Origin of the sequence: Bacillus sp. FSL K6-1106 (genome assembly GCF_038005245.1) — a bacterium.
GTDB lineage: Bacteria > Bacillota > Bacilli > Bacillales > Bacillaceae > Bacillus > Bacillus altitudinis.
Window position 1 is genome coordinate 648967 of record NZ_JBBOSV010000002.1, and the last position, 18260, is coordinate 667226.

22 protein-coding genes are annotated in these 18260 nt (G+C 42.0%); 7 read left to right on the plus strand and 15 right to left on the minus strand.

The window, feature by feature from the left end:
* Positions 1–2: 2 nt before the first annotated feature.
* The 8 genes from MHI20_RS17955 to MHI20_RS17990 all read right to left on the minus strand — a co-directional run bounded on the left by MHI20_RS17955 (position 3) and on the right by MHI20_RS17990 (position 7008).
* The gene (locus tag MHI20_RS17955) at positions 3–1007 is read right to left on the minus strand and encodes a 5-oxoprolinase subunit C family protein (protein ID WP_340940294.1); all 1005 of its coding nucleotides are present in this window, start codon (positions 1005–1007) and stop codon (positions 3–5) included.
* The gene (pxpB, locus tag MHI20_RS17960; RefSeq protein WP_335352086.1) at positions 1004–1750 is read right to left on the minus strand and encodes a 5-oxoprolinase subunit PxpB; all 747 of its coding nucleotides are present in this window, start codon (positions 1748–1750) and stop codon (positions 1004–1006) included. The genes MHI20_RS17955 and pxpB overlap by 4 nt, the downstream gene beginning before the upstream one ends.
* 19 nt (positions 1751–1769) lie before the next feature.
* Positions 1770–2561 carry a putative hydro-lyase gene (locus MHI20_RS17965; RefSeq protein ID WP_144679586.1) on the minus strand — a complete coding sequence of 264 codons (792 nt, stop codon included), beginning with the start codon at positions 2559–2561 and terminating at the stop codon, positions 1770–1772.
* Positions 2562–2565: 4 nt separating this feature from the next.
* Entirely contained in the window at positions 2566–3783 is a 1218-nt protein-coding gene (locus MHI20_RS17970) for an NRAMP family divalent metal transporter (protein WP_007498097.1), read from the minus strand.
* 24 nt (positions 3784–3807) lie between these two features.
* Positions 3808–4566: a LamB/YcsF family protein gene (locus MHI20_RS17975; protein WP_041508277.1), complete on the minus strand. Its 759-nt coding sequence runs from the start codon at positions 4564–4566 to the stop codon at positions 3808–3810.
* 635 nt (positions 4567–5201) lie between these two features.
* On the minus strand, positions 5202–5333 hold the full coding sequence (locus tag MHI20_RS17980; protein WP_255816864.1) for a hypothetical protein: 132 nt from the start codon (positions 5331–5333) through the stop codon (positions 5202–5204).
* The gene (locus MHI20_RS17985; protein ID WP_041508275.1) at positions 5323–6456 is read right to left on the minus strand and encodes a response regulator aspartate phosphatase; all 1134 of its coding nucleotides are present in this window, start codon (positions 6454–6456) and stop codon (positions 5323–5325) included. The genes MHI20_RS17980 and MHI20_RS17985 overlap by 11 nt, the downstream gene beginning before the upstream one ends.
* A gap of 246 nt (positions 6457–6702) precedes the next feature.
* Positions 6703–7008: a hypothetical protein gene (locus MHI20_RS17990; RefSeq protein ID WP_024720216.1), complete on the minus strand. Its 306-nt coding sequence runs from the start codon at positions 7006–7008 to the stop codon at positions 6703–6705.
* 69 nt (positions 7009–7077) lie between these two features.
* Between MHI20_RS17990 and MHI20_RS17995 the strand changes: the two genes are divergently transcribed.
* Positions 7078–7572, plus strand: a complete 495-nt coding sequence (locus MHI20_RS17995; protein WP_041508274.1) for a hypothetical protein — start codon at positions 7078–7080, stop codon at positions 7570–7572.
* Between the two features lie 86 nt (positions 7573–7658).
* Here the strand turns inward: MHI20_RS17995 and MHI20_RS18000 are convergent, their stop codons facing one another.
* Both MHI20_RS18000 and MHI20_RS18005 read right to left on the minus strand, forming a co-directional pair.
* Positions 7659–8438: a Cof-type HAD-IIB family hydrolase gene (locus MHI20_RS18000; RefSeq protein WP_375831194.1), complete on the minus strand. Its 780-nt coding sequence runs from the start codon at positions 8436–8438 to the stop codon at positions 7659–7661.
* A gap of 103 nt (positions 8439–8541) precedes the next feature.
* Positions 8542–8793, minus strand: a complete 252-nt coding sequence (locus MHI20_RS18005) for an excalibur calcium-binding domain-containing protein (protein ID WP_370539175.1) — start codon at positions 8791–8793, stop codon at positions 8542–8544.
* 199 nt (positions 8794–8992) lie between these two features.
* On the opposite strand from MHI20_RS18005, the gene MHI20_RS18010 reads away from it, so the two are divergent.
* From MHI20_RS18010 to MHI20_RS18020, 3 genes are read left to right on the plus strand one after another with little or no spacing between them, the layout of a single operon-like run.
* Positions 8993–9370, plus strand: coding sequence for a VOC family protein (locus MHI20_RS18010; protein WP_041508272.1), 378 nt, complete (start codon positions 8993–8995; stop codon positions 9368–9370).
* 25 nt (positions 9371–9395) lie between these two features.
* Positions 9396–9689 carry a DUF5316 family protein gene (locus tag MHI20_RS18015; RefSeq protein WP_041508271.1) on the plus strand — a complete coding sequence of 98 codons (294 nt, stop codon included), beginning with the start codon at positions 9396–9398 and terminating at the stop codon, positions 9687–9689.
* A 31-nt stretch (positions 9690–9720) separates the two neighbouring features.
* Positions 9721–9963, plus strand: a complete 243-nt coding sequence (locus MHI20_RS18020) for a DUF2651 family protein (protein ID WP_041508270.1) — start codon at positions 9721–9723, stop codon at positions 9961–9963.
* A 42-nt stretch (positions 9964–10005) separates the two neighbouring features.
* On the opposite strand, the gene MHI20_RS18025 is transcribed toward MHI20_RS18020, so the two are convergent.
* A complete protein-coding gene (locus tag MHI20_RS18025; protein WP_041508269.1) occupies positions 10006–10398 on the minus strand; it encodes a RidA family protein in 393 nt (130 codons plus the stop codon).
* A gap of 343 nt (positions 10399–10741) precedes the next feature.
* Between MHI20_RS18025 and MHI20_RS18030 the strand changes: the two genes are divergently transcribed.
* From MHI20_RS18030 to MHI20_RS18040, 3 genes are read left to right on the plus strand one after another with little or no spacing between them, the layout of a single operon-like run.
* Positions 10742–11206, plus strand: coding sequence for an FMN-binding protein (locus MHI20_RS18030; protein ID WP_041508268.1), 465 nt, complete (start codon positions 10742–10744; stop codon positions 11204–11206).
* A gap of 15 nt (positions 11207–11221) precedes the next feature.
* Complete coding sequence (locus MHI20_RS18035) at positions 11222–12199, plus strand: FAD:protein FMN transferase (RefSeq protein WP_340940316.1); 978 nt, start codon at positions 11222–11224, stop codon at positions 12197–12199.
* Positions 12157–13023 carry an RnfABCDGE type electron transport complex subunit D gene (locus MHI20_RS18040; protein WP_159160174.1) on the plus strand — a complete coding sequence of 289 codons (867 nt, stop codon included), beginning with the start codon at positions 12157–12159 and terminating at the stop codon, positions 13021–13023. Before MHI20_RS18035 ends, MHI20_RS18040 begins: the two co-directional genes overlap by 43 nt.
* A 45-nt stretch (positions 13024–13068) precedes the next feature.
* On the opposite strand, the gene MHI20_RS18045 is transcribed toward MHI20_RS18040, so the two are convergent.
* The 4 genes from MHI20_RS18045 to MHI20_RS18060 all read right to left on the minus strand — a co-directional run bounded on the left by MHI20_RS18045 (position 13069) and on the right by MHI20_RS18060 (position 18214).
* Positions 13069–14817, minus strand: a complete 1749-nt coding sequence (locus MHI20_RS18045) for a methyl-accepting chemotaxis protein (protein ID WP_159160175.1) — start codon at positions 14815–14817, stop codon at positions 13069–13071.
* A 301-nt stretch (positions 14818–15118) separates the two neighbouring features.
* Entirely contained in the window at positions 15119–16240 is a 1122-nt protein-coding gene (locus tag MHI20_RS18050) for a mannitol-1-phosphate 5-dehydrogenase (RefSeq protein WP_159160176.1), read from the minus strand.
* A gap of 1 nt (position 16241) precedes the next feature.
* Positions 16242–16676 carry a PTS sugar transporter subunit IIA gene (locus MHI20_RS18055; RefSeq protein ID WP_019743148.1) on the minus strand — a complete coding sequence of 145 codons (435 nt, stop codon included), beginning with the start codon at positions 16674–16676 and terminating at the stop codon, positions 16242–16244.
* Between the two features lie 95 nt (positions 16677–16771).
* Positions 16772–18214, minus strand: a complete 1443-nt coding sequence (locus tag MHI20_RS18060) for a PTS mannitol transporter subunit IICB (protein ID WP_007498124.1) — start codon at positions 18212–18214, stop codon at positions 16772–16774.
* Between the last annotated feature and the right edge of the window lie 46 nt (positions 18215–18260).

Genomic DNA, 18260 nt, shown 5'->3' on the forward strand with positions numbered 1-18260 from the left:
TTCTAAAATGAAAATGCTTCGAGTTTTAATCTTGCCGTCAGGTCCTTCATCTCTGCTTCTTGTGTGAATAAGGCTTGCTCTGCTTCTTGGCGGCTAATTTGTTGAAACGTGAGATTCGCTCCAGGCATCGCCTGCGCAATGAGCGGCAAATCGACTGTTGCCACCTCACCAATACGGGGATATCCACCTGTCGTTTGACGATCTGCGAGCAGAATAATCGGCTGGCCGTCAGGAGGAATTTGAATAGAGCCAAAAGCAACCGCTTCTGAAATCAATTCAAGTTTTTGCTTTAAACGAATCGGTTCCCCTTTCAATCTGCATCCCATACGATCAGATTGGGGAGTGACCTGATAAGACCGTTCGAAAAAAGCTTGCTGCGATTCTTCCTGAAAATGAGATAAATGTCTGCCTGCAAGCACCCGAATGACTGGTGATTTCCCGAGAGGCAAAAAATGCGCATGATTGACTGTCCAGTCTGGCGCAATTTCCCCTTTGCTTTTTAACATGTGAACGAGGCGCTCCGCCAGTGGTGACGGTTCTCCAATTGGCAGGACGTCTCCTTTTTCTAGCGGACGCCCTTCTATCCCGCCTATCTTCGCTCTGACGTACGTACTTTTACTTTTCATCACCGGCTCAACATCAAATCCACCGGCTACAGCGAGGTAGGAGCGGCATCCCCTCTTACAAGGGCCAAAGGTGATCGTGCTTCCTGCTCGAATGAAGAGTGGTTTCCATAGAGGCGCTCGTTCCCCGTCAATCTCAATCTCCACATCAGCACCGGTCAAGGCAATCAGCTGATCCTTCTGACATGTCAACACTGGGCCGGGCCCCATTAAAGTGATTTCCAGTACCGCTTCGTTTTCTTGATTCCCGGTGAGGATGTTGGCGATTCGGAGCGAGAGCGGGTCCATGCCGCCACTCGTTAACACACCGTACTTCTGATAGCCTATTCTCCCTTTATCTTGAATGGTGGTGAACATTCCTGGCTTGATGACATGCATACTCAACGTTCTTCCTCCTTCATGCTGAAAAATTCCTTTTCAGACAGTTGAACAAATCGAACCTCGTCCCCTGCCTTTAGTAGACTAGGTCTCTCAGCATTCGGCCGAAATAAGGACAAAGGGGTTTGTCCAATGAGCTGCCAGCCTCCGGGTGTAGATATCGGATAAACCCCTGTCTGCTTCCCCGCAATACCCACAGATCCTTTTGGAATCGACATTCTTGGTGTTTGTCTGCGCGGAGCTGCAATTTTTTCAGAAAGTCCGCCTAAAAACGGAAACCCAGGAGCAAACCCAATCATATAGACAAGATACGTTCCGGAGGTGTGAATGCGTACAACTTCTTCAGGCGTCAAATCATTGATACGGGCGACTTCTTCTAAGTCAGGACCGAGCTCTCCTCCATAACATACAGGAATGTCGACGATCCGGCGCTTTGCCTGATTCCCCTCCTGCCAGTTGTCTTCAAGGAGGTTTTCAATATAGTCTTTGACCCATTCATACGGAGAGATCGCACGTTGCTTAAGCTGAGCAGATTGATACACCTTATAGGGCTCATAAAAGACGGTCACGTTTGTAAAAGCTTGAACAGCTTCCACATATCCTTCAAATGGATGCTGTTCAATACATGAAAACAGCTGCTTCACACGCTCATGAATGTCTTCACTTATGTCAGTCCCGGCTTGGATGACAATGGCTGCGTCTCCTAGCGGGTGGAACGTGATCGTATCTTTTATCGTTGAAAATGCCACTCTTATGACACCTCTCTTTCTACAGGACACCGAGCTTTTGATCTCTTACATCTGTTATAAACATATGACCGGGTGCATGGGTGATCGCAATGTCTGGCTTAGTGTGCATGACGATGGCTTGCGGCGTCACACCACATGCCCAAAACACCGGAACTTCCCCTTCTTTGATCACAGATGGCTCTCCAAAGTCTGGTTGATCTACATGTTCTATGCCAATCACAGCCGGATCACCTATATGGATAGGACCGCCATGTACCGATGGGAATCTAGACGTCACCTGAACACTTCTTGTGACTTGATGCGCTGGGATCGGCCTCATGCTGACAACCATCGGACCATGGAATACACCTGCCCTTTCACATGAAATGTTCGTTTGATACATTGGGACATTATGTCCATTTTCAATATGGCGGACAGGAATGTCATTCAGCATGAGTGCATGCTCAAACGTAAAGCTGCATCCGATGAGAAAGCCCACCATATCATCCTCCCAATAGGAAGAAATATCTGTTATCTCTTCTTGAAGAACCCCTTTTTTGTAAACACGGTATTTAGGGAAATCCGTTCGAATATCCGCATCAGGTGCTGAACGCCTTGGCACTGGATCACCTGGGTCGAGCACATCAAGCAAAGGACACGAAGCCGGATTCCGTTGACAAAATAAAAGAAAATCGAAGGCCAGCTCTTTTTTGACGATCATTAAGTTGGCTTGCGCAAATCCCTCAGCAAAGCCAGCCGTTGGTCCTGTGATCTTCTGCTTACGAATCAATTCCCTTATTTGTGACGGCTTATAGGTTTGATATGCTTTCATGTGATCAGCTCCATAGTTTTGGAATTTCATTCATGATGGTATATCCGCCCATGATTGCCATGATGACAACAACAAACGCACCTGTTGCGGTCAAAAAGAATGGATGGCGATAATCACCGACAATTTCTTTTTTATAGGCAGCAATCAGCAATGTTCCGAGTGCAAGCGGCAAGATCAATGCATTGATGGCCCCAACCAAAATCAATATGTTCACAGGTCTTCCAATCGTTATAAAACAAATGGTCGAGAGCGCAATGAATCCAACGATAATGCCTCGTTGATTTTTCTCGATTTTTGGTGAGAAGGTTTTAAAGAAGGAAACGGAGGTGTATGCCGCTCCAATGACTGAGGTAATGGCGGCAGCCCACATAATAATCCCGAACATTTTATATCCAACATTTCCAGATGCTAATTGAAAAACAGACGCAGGCGGGTTCGACGGATCAATCTGTAAGCCTTTTGAGACAACTCCTAGAACGGCTAAAAATAAAGCCACACGCATCACGGATGTGATCAAAATACCGAAAATGGAACTTTTCGTCACTTGCGGCAATGCTTCCTTCCCCTTAATGCCAGCATCCAGCAGACGATGACCACCAGCAAAAACGATATAGCCTCCGACCGTTCCGCCGACAAGTGTGACAATCGATAACATGTCAATTTTCTCTGGCACGAAAGTTCTCATGACCGCTTCTCCAACTGGCGGTGCTGTGGAAATAGCCACATACAGCATCAGACCAATCATGACAAAACCAGCGATTTGTGTGAATCGGTCCATCGCCTTTCCTGCCTCTTTGATGACAAAAATGAGAATGGCAATGACTGCACTGACCCCAGCCCCTATGCGGGGATCGACGCCGAATATGACCTGAAAACCGAGACCTGCACCAGCGATATTTCCAATATTAAAGGCAAGACCCCCAATGACAATCAAACAGGCTAACACATATCCGAGCCCCGGCAGAACCATATTGGCAATGTCCTGTCCTCTTTTTTCCGAGACGGCAATGATACGCCATACATTTGTTTGCGCAAAAATGTCTAGCAAAATGGAAATCAAGATGACAAACCCAAAGCTAGCTGCGAGCTGCTGTGTGAACACCGTTGTTTGTGTTAAAAATCCCGGTCCAATGGCGGACGTTGCCATTAAAAAGGCTGCGCCCATCAGCATAGAACGGTTCCCTTTTGGAGCTTTCATCTGTTTGGCTTTCTCTCTTTTCATGCTGTTTCCCCCTTTGATGACGATTTATCGAAAGGCCTTGAGTTGAATAGCGGCTTCTTTTAGCTTCGCTGTAATGGTTTTTGCAAATTGAAGCGCGTGACTGCCATCCCCGTGGATGCACACCGTATCTGCTTTGAGCTGAACATCTTCCCCTTGCACTGTCCGCACTTTCCCCTCTCTTACCATACGGATGACCTGCTGAACCGCCCTTTCATCCTCTTCAATAAGTGCATGAGGTTCACGGCGGGATGTCAGTGTCCCGTCTGGTTGATACGTGCGATCAGAAAAAACTTCATGTGCCACTTGAAGACCGATTCTTTCCCCTGCTGACGCAAGTTCACTGCCTGACAGCGCAAATAACACAAGGTTAGGATCAATATCATACACAGCCTTCGCAATTGATTCAGATAATTCAGTATTTTTAGCCGCCATGTTGTAAAGGGCGCCATGTGGTTTGACGTGCTGCATCATGCCGCCTTCTGCTTTCAGAAAAGCTGATAGTGCACCAATTTGATAGATCACAAGATCATAGGCTTCCTCTGCTGAGATAGCGATTGGACGTCTGCCAAAACCGACTAAATCTTGCAGACCTGGATGTGCACCAATTTGAACCCCTTTATCCAGTGCCATTTTAACCGTCTTTCTCATCACAGTTGGATCTCCCGCATGAAAACCGCATGCAATATTGGCTGAGGTAACATATTCAAGAATTTGTTCATCTGAACCGATGGTGTATTGACCAAAACTTTCTCCCAAATCACAGTTAATATCCACTTGATACATAGGACCCCTCCTTGTCGTTCCGAATTGCGGAATATAAAGTCCGAATATTCGAATTTATATTGATTATACCAACTTTGAATAGACTGCACATGAAATTGTCAGAAAATATAACAATAGAACTAGTAGAATGTGTCTCTTGCAAACTTTCGGTCTCATTCTCAAAAAGGCTATTCTATCAACCTTTTTGAACATTAAAAAAGAACAAACGTTTGCAAATAAATGCAGACAAAAGCATTCATTTGGGGGAGTTTTTTAATAATTGACAGACGTAAAAGGAGCGTAAAATGAACATAAACAAAATAAGATCACTTCTATATAAAACATCAAAATACCTGGGTGACGTCAATGCCGTTCAAAAGGGTACTATCGGAAAACGTATCATGCGACGTGCTGCGGGTAAAACAACCGGCAAGCTAATGAAAAAGATATTCAAATAAAATAGTTCACGGTAGTGATTTAATGAATGATCTTGAGAGGGAGCTATACAGGATCATATAAGATGATCAGGAAAAGACGAACAGTCCATTAGAAAAGCCGTTAGAAACCTTATGTCTAGAAATGAACTGGCGTGGGATAAGGAGAAGCAGGAATGGAGATTCAAATAAAAAAAGAAGCCCCGAAAAGGGCTTTTTTAATTAAGCAAAATAACCGATACTTGTTGTATGTCCCCGTTGGGCTTCATTATGGATATCGTTAGATGAAACATAACTAAAAGCACCTAACACACTGACAATAATTAATACGGCTGCTACTGACTTAAATTTCATAAAGACAATCCCCTCTCTTAATTTGGAGTTGGAAATAAAGAATCTTCTCATAAAATTCGTTTGCACGCTCTTTATCTCCTGCCTTATTATAATGCTTCGCCGCATCTTTCGATAAATCTTCAAGATTCGCATAAAGAAATTTTGACTCCAAATAAGCCATTGCTTCTTTTAAACGACTAACATTGTTTTCTAAATACAATGATCTCAAGAGAGTGAATGTATTTAAAAATATGTCGTCTTTCAATTTTCCAGCCAATTCTATTCCCTCGTTTAAAGCGTATAACCCTAAATCATTTTGATCAGTTTTAAAGTATGACTTTGTCAACATAACCATCGGATCAAGAATTTTATTTAAATGTTCGTATCCTTGTTCTTTAAATGAATGGATTGATTCGTTAAAGTATTTGATAGCCATTAGTAGTTCATCATTGTGGAAATAACTTAATCCTATATTATAAAGCGCCGATCCTTTTAATCTTTTTGTTGAGTTGTCAGAAGCTTTTTTTAGTGCGTATTCAAAATGAGGCATTGCTTTTTCGGGGCACCCCATATCAATATAATTTAATCCAATAACAAAAGAACACTGTATCTGCCTAACAGTATAAGTGTTTTTTTCTTTGTAACAATCTATTGCTTGGGCTATATGGTGCATAGACATGTGGTTTTGTTTCATGTGGTAATAGATTTCCGCTATCTTGAAATTAAACTCGGCACGTTCAATATCATCACTTACAAGAGATAGCTTTTTTTCTGCTCGTTTGTAGAAGGTAATAGCGTTGAGGTATTCATAGTTTTCAAATTCGTACATGCCGTAGAAAAAGTTAAAATAATAATCTAGCAAGCCTGTTAATTTCTCTTGATCCTTTTTTATTTTCATTGCTAACTCTCTAAAGTTGGCGCGCTCTTTCCCATTTTCCAATGGGTTCAAATAATCCAACATTAATTTATGTCGGAACTCCATGAGTGAGAAATACAATAATAAATCTTGATTTTCTTCCATATCATCGAGCAAAGATTTTATTTCTTCTTTATATGCTTCGGCGTCCGGTACGTTAAATCTTTGAATATGATAATACCATTCATTGATTTTCATACCGACATGAGAAGATAGAACTATCTCCATAAGACCCTACCCCTTCCTTGCTATTCCCTATAATGACATATATTATCATTTTCCGAATAATTCCACACCGAAAACAAACCGCAATTTATGTCTACATATGAAAATGAAAAAAAGTGGAATCATGGTTAACTTGAAGGGGAATTGTCTAAATTAAGGGAATTTTAAGGTAACTCATCTTGTTTTGAATTCCTTTTATATGTACATTTGTAATTAAATAGAATGTAATTAGATGGTAAACGAGCAGCTCTATGACCACTTTTCGGGCATTTCCTCTAAAAAATTTAGCAGCTTGGGCTCATGAATTTCTGATATTGCAAATTGAATAAAATCTATATCATCAGTGCCGGGGAAATTAAATAACTGGATACTATAATTTGATGTGTTTTCACCAAGTAAACTGGCTATTTTTAAAGCAATATCGACATTTTTATAATCAACTCGGAAAATAATTTTCCCCCCGGAAGTGTGGAAGTCTTGAATTGCATTTTCAGTTTTTTCAGGGTTTACCATTAAGTCTAGAAAAGTCTTCAATTTATTCGCATGTTTAATCATCTTTGTTTATTACCTCCTAGATTTTCTATGAATTATAACTCAAAAATAATTTGTAAGGAAGTGTAAATAGTGGTTAAAAAAATGATTAGCCTTGCTTTAGTTTCTGTTCTAGCTTTAACTGTTTTTTCGAGTTCCGTTTCAGCAAGTGAGTCAGAAGTCGTTTTTGGTGGGAAATATGATTCTGTTATAAAAACATTGCCTAACACCTCAATAAGCGAACTTGCTTTACAAAAGAAAGCCGGGGAAGTTTCCACTAACACAACACAATGGGGACCGGGTGGAACGGCTTCATTAAGTGTAACTGGCGATCGTAGGCATATTTATTGGAGTGTTAAGCCAGCCGCAAAAGGTCCGTGGGTTTTTCATGGAAAATTAAAGTTAAGATATAAAAGTGGTTTTAAAAGAGATGTTCCTATTAGAGGCTTTGGCGTTTCCGGGGTTGGTTTTTCAAGTGTTGTAGATATTAATAAAAACAAAGGTGGAAAGGTTTTTCTATCAGGAAGTGCAGAAGATTCCTTTGGGGATAGATTCCCTGTATTACCTGGTTTCTTTGTAAGTTTTTAATAAGGTTTTCTATCACGTAAAAGAAGACAAAGGGCTAAAATCAAGTTCGTTTTAGCCCTTTGTCAACAATCTGTTTTTCTACTCATTTATTTAGACAGCACCCAATGTTGGATGGCTTTTGCTACCCCGTGCTCTGTATTAGGAGCCGTAATCCAATCTGCCGCTTCTTTCACAACTTCTTGTGCATTGCCCATTGCAATGCCTAATCCGGCTTCTTGAATCATCGCCATATCATTCAGACTGTCGCCAAGTGACATGACGTTGTCCATTGTGCAGCCAATGCGTTCTGCTACTTTTGCAAGAGCTGCCGCTTTGTTAATGCCTGCTGCATTGACTTCAATATTGGTTGGACTGGAATTTGTGATTTCTAGCTGTCCATTTGTTTTCAATGTATGGAGGACTTCCTCACGAACAGCATCGTCATGAATATCAAAACCAAATTTCAACCATTCGTGGTCATGAATGCGTTCTGGGAATTCTCCTCTCCACACCTTATCCACAGTAGATGCCCAGTAATCAGTTTCGTATCTGTTTTTTAGATCCCACATCATCTGAACGTGATCGGGATGCAGCAGTTCCCGTTCGATCAACTGGAAGTTTGAATCCCAAATTTCACTTCCGTTTGCTGTGACAAGATAAGAAGAGAGTTTCAGCGGCTCGACCAGCTCTTTGCATGTCATCAGCGTACGTCCTGTACTAATCACCACATGGACCCCTTTGGCTTCTGCTTCTTTAATGGCTTGTTTATTTTCCTCAGGAATGACGTGCTCACTGTTTAACAGCGTGCCATCCATATCAATGGCAATCAATCGGATGTCTTTCTTATCAGCTTGTGTTGACAAATTGAGTACCCCACTTTGTATCATTTTTTGAATCTATCTTTATTTTAATATAAAGATGAAGATGGCACAAAGGGACGAGTTTGATCCCAAAGAAAAAAGACCTTGTGACAGGTCTTTTTTCTTCTTCTTAACGTTCACATGCAATGCCGTCTTTATCACGGTCAAGGTGTTTATTTTTTAAGTAAAGTGCTTTTGATACATAAGGCTTGTACTTCGTTTTTCCACCTTTGTTTTTCGTATTTTTGCTTTTTGCCACGCCGCCTTTATACACTTTGTTGAGTGCTTTGCAGTTTTTGTACTTGACTGTTTTTGCATCCGCTGTGTGAGTGTCAACTTGTGTAAAGCTAAGTAAAAGACCGAAAGATATGACAGCCACCATGATTTTTTTCAACATGTAAGTCCCCCCTATTTTTTCTGATTTTACATTTTTATCATATGTCACCACATTTTGTTTTTCAAGACGATTGAGGTAGAAATATTGGTTTTTTTGGAATTAAATGAATCTTATTGCCTATGTGGTAAAATGAGTGGGAAACCTTTCCGGTTTTGACACGTATATGAAGAGAGGAACTTTCCACATGAAAATGAAATATACCATTCTATATGTAAACGATGTTGAAGCAAGTATTCAGTTCTACCATCATATCCTCGGTTTCCCGATTAAATTAAGAGTTGAATCCTATGTTGAGTTTGATACAGGAGAAGTGACCTTATCGATTAATTCACGCCAAGATGTGAAAGAGTCACTTGGTCTGCCTGTTCCAGAGGCAGTTAGCTCGTCACAAACGTTTGAGATTGGCTTTGTTGTGGATGATGTGAATGAAACAATTGCGTCCTTGAAGGAAAAAGGAGTACATGTCATCAAGGAACCTGCCAAGAAGCCGTGGGGACAAACGGTCAGTTATGTGTCTGATCCTGATGGACATTTCATTGAAATATGTGATGCGGTCTCCTAATAGCTGTCTGAAGGAGTGAAGCATAATGAGAAAGAAACATGCTTTTTTTGCTGGTGTTTGCTCCATGCTGGTGATTTGCAGTGCGGCGCTCATATTACAGCACCATGAATGGATTGGATTCGTCAGTGGTGGAATCTCTATTATTGCGTTCGTTGCATCTGGATTTCTTATGGGTGCATGGACCAACGGGGAAGAGGCACGAGCGGCCTATCACTCTGAAACAAAAGAACACCGGATGTTTCGTCTTGATACGGCTTTTCTTTTCATCATCTTTGCCCTTCCGCATATGGGTGTAGCACTGTTATATGTTTTTATGTAAATAGTTAATTTGGTTCAAAGGAGTAATTAACATGGCTGTTTTTGTCTTATTCGTTGTATTTGGTTTCCCTATGATCTCTGTGCTGATTGGTATTTTCGGCACATTGTTTTTAAAGAACATTTGGTTTCCTACCTTGATTGTGCTGGTTGCGAGTGTGATTCTGATGTTCACCTCTATTGGTGGAAATGAATCTTTTCTCATTTGGGTCATCGTCTACACAGTCTGTGCATTTCTCGGTGCATTCATTACAAAGCGATTCAAAGCTGTTTCATAAATACTCATCAAAAAAAGAACAGTTTACCTGTTCTTTTTTTGATTAAATATCGGCACACCATAGCTCTATTTCGATTTTTAGCTCTGGCCACCCTAATGCAGTCACATAGGCAACGGTCATTGATGGATATGTCGTTTTGAAGATTGCATCCCACTGTGGATATAGATGATCCCAATCAATTTCTTCTGTTGCCCAAATATTGACTTTGATGACGTGTTCTTCATTCAACCCTTCTGATGCAAGGATTCTCTTTATATTTTCAAACGTATTGGTGACTTGGTCGTTTAAGCTTGATGGGATCTGTCCATCCGCTCCTGTCCCTACTTGACCTGATGTCACAAATAACCCCGCACCCTTTGGCACCCTAGTAATATGACTGTAGTTGCCAACGGGTTTCGGCATACTTTCTGGATTTTTTCTCGTGATTTTCTCCATGTAAATCCCTCACTCACTATGATTTTTCTGCGTGTTTTTCTTCCTGTAGACAGACTTCACCAATTTTTGTCTATCCTAAAAGAAAACAGCAGTGGAGTATCCGTAGCCACAAGGTAAGAACATCAATATTTTCTTTTTCATGGACGAAACACTCCTTTTTGATTGCGTGAGCAAGGTTTAGATTCATTTCATCCTACCTGATAAATGAACCACAGTCAAAAATAAACGATAACGTGTAATATCTTGATTCTTATTGCCTATTATCTAAAATCGTTCTTTTCTTGTTCATGGTTTGTTCAAATTTCTTCTATATAGTAGATCGTAATAGGAGGTAGGATACATCATGGCAAAAATAAATAAGAAAATGATTAGTCTTTGCACCGCAGCTATCAGCAGCTTATACATCACTGGTTATGCAACTACCCATCACGCACAAGCCGTTCAGACAGCACAATCAAATACACAAGCAGACGCTTCTTCAAATCATACATCTCTCACATCAGATACTACCGCCACTCAAACAGAAGATACCACTTCAGAAACTGAACTCACGGATGGTACTTTCTCTGGTACTGGATCAAATGAGATTGGCTCTATTAGTGTATCTGTTACCATCAAACAAGGAAATATCACTTCTGTCGAGATTACGAGTGATAACACTAGATACGGACAAAGCTCCATTTCATCATTACCCAATGAAGTGGTCATCAGACAAAGTGCTGATGTAGATACGGTGAGCGGCGCAACATTAAGTACTCAGGATTTTGAAACAGCCGTTGCTCAGGCTTTAGAGCAGGCAAAGGCATAGAGAGGAGACACCAAGATGAAATGGTTAGGACAACAAAAACTCATTACTTTTCAAAAATCCATGCTGGCTATGGGAACTGTTATCAATATTCAAGTGGTTGCCTATGAAGAAGATCGACGGGCTGTTTTAGAGGACATCAACCGTGCCTTTTCCATTTTTTACGATATCGAGCATCGTTTTAGCCGTTTCCGCTCTGATTCTGAAGTCATGAAGTTAGCCAATCTTTCAAAGCAAGAGGTATTAGTCAGTGAAATGCTTTTCGATTTAACAGCCTATGCGCTAGAGTTAGCCGAGTTAACAAATGGCAAGTATGATCCAACCATCGGAAAAATCATGGAACAAAAAGGATTCGATCGTTTATATACGACAGGACAAACTTTTTCATCACATGACGTTCCACATGCAGCCGTTCATTATCGTGACGTCCAGTTAAACGAGAAGAATCGGACGATCCATTTGAACAAACCGCTGATTTTGGATTTCGGTTCTATTGCAAAGGGATTTGCGTGCGATCTTGCCGCAAAAGAGCTTGAAGCATGGGAAGGCTTTATGATAAATGCTGGTGGGGATGTGTTGGTATCTGGATTTAACGAACAACAAGAAGAGTGGACAATTGGGATTCGGCATCCCATTCACAAACAGACCAACATCTCGGTCATTCAAACCACAAATTGTGCGATTTGTACATCTGGAAGCTATGAACGGATCAGTCGTTATGATCCTCATACGCACCATTTGATACACCCTCAAACGAAACAGTCTGAACAAAGTTTGTTAAGCTGTACCGTCATTGCACCACTTGGTATGCTCGCAGATAGTCTCTCTACAGCTGCTTTTTTATTAGGTCGAGAAGGAGGTTATTCTTTTTTAGCCGAACATGAAATACCTGCCGTGATGGTAGATCAAACCGCTGATATGATCGTAACACCGGAGATGAAGGAGGTTCACTCATGGAATCACAACCAGCACCTATCACAAACCAAACATTTTTGAAACCATCACCCTCACTAAAAGCCTACATTCGGACACCAAAACGGTATGTCATCGCCATTCTTTTGGTCCTTTTAGCCGCCGGGAGTCTGCACGCTGGTTTTCTTAGTGGTCTCGCTACAGTTGCTACCAGCATCGGGACAGCACTAATTCTTGACTCTTTCATCTCAAGAGTGATTTGGAAAAACAATAAACACACATTCCCTGATGGAGCTCTGCTCACAGGGCTGATTATTGGCATTGTTCTAAGTCCAGCTACTTCTTTTGCTGTTTCTGTTTTCACAGCCGCAGCAGCCATTTTATCTAAGCATGTCATCACTTATCAAAAGAAACCGATTTTGAATCCAGCTGCGTTTGGTTTATGGCTCTCAGTCATTTTATTTTCTTCCAATCAAAGCTGGTGGGGCGGTATGTCTCTTCTACCTTGGTGGACCCTATTCCTTGTGGTGGTCGGCGGTTATTTAGTGACCAGCCGCGTACAAAAATTCCCGCAAGTTTTCGCCTTTCTAGCAGCATACGGCCTGATCCACCTCATATTTGGATTCATTGGCTTAACGGATGCTTCATCTGCTTTTATTACGCCCTACTTGAATGCTGTCTTGTTTCTTGCGTTCTTTATGTTGACTGATCCACCTACTTCACCAGCAAAGAATCGTGATCAAATCATCTTTGGTATCCTCTGTGCTGTCGTTTCGTGTGTGGACTTCTATTTATTTAATAGCTTATCTTACTTACTCACAGGGCTTTTATGTGCCAATGCTTGGAAAGCCTATCGAACGTACCAAACAAATCAAAAGCGACGGGCAACACGGACGAAAGTCGTCTAAATAAAAAAACGGACATCGACTTTTCGACGTCCGTTTGACCATACCTTATAAACGATAACGTGCAATATCTTGATTCAATCGCATGCTTAGCTCATTGAGCCTTTCTGCTGCCTTCGCCACATTGGAGATGGCGGTGACTTGTTCGTCTGTAGATGCAGTGATTTCTTCAATCGCTGCGGCATTTTCTTGAGAAATATGCGCTGCACCATGCATCGCTTTTGTGATGAGGTCGTTTTGTTCCAGTAATGTATTCAGCTCTTTTGCCATCGCATTTGTTTCAACGATGGTTTGTGAAATCGATGTAGAGATGGAATTGAATTCTTGTTCTGTTGCGTGAACCGCTTCATCAAGCTCGGCAAAACGATCCATTGTTTTGGACATCATGCCAGCTGTAGCCGTCGTTTCTTCTTTAATGCCTTGAATCATCTGCTGGATTTGAACGGCTGATTGCTTTGTCTGTTCAGCTAAATTCCGCACTTCACTCGCCACAACCGAGAATCCTTTGCCATGCTCTCCTGCACGAGCTGCTTCAATGCTCGCATTCAGGGCCAGTAAGTTCGTTTCATTTGAAATGCTTTCAATGGTATCTGTGATTTGAGAAATATCTTGTACTTTTGTACTTAACTGCTCGATCCCTGATCGAATGCCTTGAGATGCCTGAATGGATTGCTCATTTGATTGTTTTAATTGCTGGACAATTTGCTGACCCTGCTGGGAAGATTGGTTCGACTGGTCTGAAATTCGTTTGATCTGGTCGCTTTGTTCTTTGACGTTTTCAATGGATTGATTGAACTGAGTCATTTGTTGATTGGCTACCTCAAGGTCTGATGCCTGATGAAGTGTCCCAGTTGAGATATCTCCAATCGCTCGGCCAATTTCTTCACTGCTAGCGGATGTTTCTTCAGAGATGGCGGATAGATCTGTCGCAGATTCGACGAGCTGGCTGCTCGTTTCCTGCAAACCGCTCACAAGTGCTCTAAGCTCTCCTGACATATGATTAAAGCCTTTTGCCAACTGCCCAATTTCATCCGAGGTTTCTTTTAAGCTGGTGCGTTCAATATTGCCCGCCGCAATTTCTTTTGAAGCAGCCGTAACTTGCTTGAGCAGTCTCACTTTTCCTCGGGCTACCAAATAAAAGACACCCATACTTAAAAGAGCGACACCTGCTGTAATGAGAATAATATAGAGCTTCATCTGCTCTAGTTCTTTATAAAATTCATCCTGAAATACGGCGATTCCTATACTCCAATTCCACGGTGTAAACTGGTTCATATAAGCGAGTTTTTGCTTTTCTTCCCCCGTGGCATCGTCTTTATCCATATAGGTGATATAGTGTGCATCCTCGCCTTTTGCTGTAGCGCCAGCGACCATTTTTTGACGATTTGTCGTGTTATCTGGGATGACACCGATGTCGTTAACCGGATGAACCTGTGATGAATAATCGGCTCCATATGCGACAAGGTAGCCTTTATTTTTATAGATGAAATCTGATTTTTGAAATTGGTACCCTTTGCCGTCTTCATTCTTCGGCCCGTTCAAATAAATACGGGCTTGTTCCTGCGCCTGTTCAAGCGTCAGTTCTTTGTTCTCCACACGGTCGTTCAATTGTTCAAGAGTGGCCATCGCTCCATTTACGATGTGTTTTAAATCTGCTTTCCCTGCATCAATTAAGACATTTTTCGCTAAAAAATACCCCGTTGTTCCTACAAGTCCGCCTGTTAAAATTGTAATAACGATAATGGCTGACATCAATTGAAAAAAGACACTTCTTGAAGCAAACGCTCTCTTTTTCATATTCTAATTCCCCCTTACTACATATATCGTCATGCAGGGGAAAGTATTAAAAAAGTCATAGAAAAAATCCCTTTTACGTTAGAAAGGGATCTCAGATTGTTGACAAAGGGCTAAAATGAACTTGATTTTAGCCCTTTGTCTTCTTTTCAGCGTGATAGAAAACCTTTGCAGTCTAGGAAGGACGAGTATCGGAGCGGAGCGAATGAGAGATTCGTGAGCACCGACACACAGGACTGACACCGAATGCGGGGGTTTGTCTATACGCTGAAAATCCCTTTCACGTCAGAAAGGGATTTTTTGATTATCGCTCGGTTTCTTTGAGGATGGCTTGATAGAGATCGTCTTCAGGTTTGAGTCCACATACCTCTTGAAGCACACCTTCAATTCCTTTTTCTTTCCTTAATGCCTGCAAGCGAACCGCTTCTTCGTCTTCTGCAAAGTCGTAAGCCAAAGCAGCAGCGATCCCTTTGATTAAGTACACTGGCTGCTTGATCTTTTTCGCTGGACCGATTAAACGGTCATCTGCTCCCAGCTTTCTAAGAGGAGAGCGTGCGACACGAGTCACTTCATCGGAAATAAACGCATTTTCAAATCGCTTGATGATTTTTTGAATATACGCATCATGTTCTTCTTTTCGGAAGCCATACGCGTCAATTAAATAACTGCCCGTTTCATGAAGGGCACCTTCGACAACTTGACGAATATCTGGTGTATCAACAGCTTCTTTAATGGTTTTTACGCCTTGCTGATACCCGACATAAGCCGCTAGTGCATGTCCTGTATTAACGGTGAAAAGCTTCCGTTCAATATACGGCGTCAAATCTTGGACAAAGGTCGCTCCGTCAATTTGCGGAACATCTCCAATAAAGCCCGTCTCATCAATGACCCACTCGAAAAATGGTTCAACTGACACTTTGAGAATGTCCTCATGGTGCTGAATCGGAACAATGCGGTCAACCGCAGCGTTTGGAAAGCCAACGGTTTGTGATATCGCTGCTTGCTCATCTACTGTTAAATGAGAGAACACCGCTTCTTTTAAATGAGCACTTCCCCCAATCATATTTTCACATGCCACGATGTTGATGATATGGTCAGGCTTTTTTTGTTTTAATCCTTCAGCAATTGATGAAGCAATGATCTTCAATACGGCTGGTCCAACAGCTGTTGTAATCAAATTGGCTGTGGCAACGGCCTCTGTTAATGCTGCTGGATTTTGCGAAGAATTGATCGCTGATACGGGTCCGACTACTTCTTGCTTCTGCCCTGGTGCTGCGAGTTCAACCGTGTATTCTCCTCTTTCATTCAGCTCATTGATGACCGCTTCATTCACATCGGTAAAGACAAGCTCAAAGCCTGATGCCTTTAACAAAGATCCGATAAACCCTCTGCCAATATTCCCTGCTCCAAAATGAAGTGCCTTCATATTAGTTCACCTCGTTAAAGATGGCGATCAGTTCATCCTGATCCTTTGCATGAATGATCCGTTCTACATTTTCTTCTTCTGAACAGACAATCGCAATTTGAGACAGAATATCAAGATGCTCGTTGTTTTTCCCAGCGATCCCAAAGACGACTTTCGCCACATTTCCTTCACCATATTCAACACCATCTGGAATTTGGATAATCGAAATCCCTGAATGAAGGACAGCCGCTTTCGCATCCTCTGTTCCATGAGGGATTGCAATGCCGTTACCCATAAATGTAGAAGAAATCTCTTCTCTTTCAAACATTTTGTCGACATAATCACTTGTGACATAGCCGTTTGCTACGAGGACTTCGCCTGCTTTTTTGATGGCTTCTTCTTTAGAACCTGCTTGTTCGTTTAGAAAAATATTGTCTTTAGAAAGTACTTGTTTCATACATGATCACACACCTTTTTTAGAATAAAAATCAGGAAAACAACCAAAACGGGGAGTTCAATTAGGAAAAATTGGACTCAACCCGTTTCTTCATGTTATTTTTTCAATTTCTCAATCAGCTCATCATATTTCGGGCTGTTTAAGAAATTATCCACTGAGATATGCACAGCGCCTGGCAGCTTTGCCTTTGCTCTGTCTGTTAAATCTTTATGAGTAAAGACCACATCCGCATCGTCTGGGATGTTGCTGATCGATGTGTTTGTCACATCGATATCAAGCTCTGCCTTTTTCACTTTGTTTTTCAGAATGGACGCACCCATTGCACTTGAACCCATCCCTGCATCGCAGGCAAAGATGATTTTGTTCACGTCATCTGGATTGACATCACTTGGAGATGCTGCTTGCTCGTTTGCTTGAGCGTCTTCTTTTTGTGCCGTAAGAGCAGCGGCTGCTGCACTTTTCTTGCCTTTCATGTCCTGCATCTTTTCTGTTGCTGCTGTTAAATCTTCGTCAACTTCTTTAGATGCTTTCAAAATGACCGATGCGACAAGGAACGATACGATAGCTGCTACGACAACACCTGCTAAAACGGCAAGGTGACCGCCTTTTGGAGACATCAGCATAAGCGCAATAATACTTCCTGGTGACGGCACAGCTTTTAATCCTGCATTTAATAATGTGAACGTCAGGACACCACTTGCTCCCCCTGCAATGACAGCCAAAATAAGTTTTGGTTTCATTAAGATGTACGGGAAGTAAATTTCATGGATTCCTCCTAAGAACTGAATCACAATGGCACCTGGTGCAGACTGTTTCGCATTTCCTCTTCCAAAGAACATATACGCAAGAAGAACCCCTAAACCTGGCCCTGGGTTTGTTTCAAGCAAGAACAGAACAGACTGCCCTGTCTTCGCTGCTTGCTCCACCCCTAACGGACCTAAAATACCTTGGTTAATCGCATTGTTTAAGAACAATACTTTTGCAGGTTCAATGAAGATACTTGCCAGCGGTAGTAAATGAGCATTGACAATGATATCTACACCTGCCGCAAGGGCTTTATTCAGACCTAGTACCACTGGGCCGATGGCATAGAATGCAATGGCAACGAGAATGGCACCGAGGATACCTGCCGTAAAGTTATTCACAAGCATTTCAAAGCCAGATTTGATTCGGTCTTTGAACAGCTGGTCGATTTTCTTAATAAGATAACCGCCCAGCGGCCCCATGATCATGGCACCTAAAAACATTGGAATGTCTGAGCCAACAATGACCCCAATCGTAGCCGTAGCACCGAGCACTCCACCTCGATGGTCATAGACGAGTTTACCGCCTGTGTAACCAATTAAGAGCGGCAGTAAGTAGTTAATCATCGGTCCAACGAGTGTAGCTAATTGCTCATTCGGAAGATAACCACTTGGAATGAACAAAGCTGTAATCAGTCCCCATGCAATAAATGCACCAATATTCGGCATAATCATGCCGCTTAAATAGCTTCCAAAGCGCTGTACTTTCACGCGGAATCCGCTTTTTTCCTGCATCTGTGAAAACCCCTTTCTTCTCTCCCTTTATTTCGGGCTTTATAGG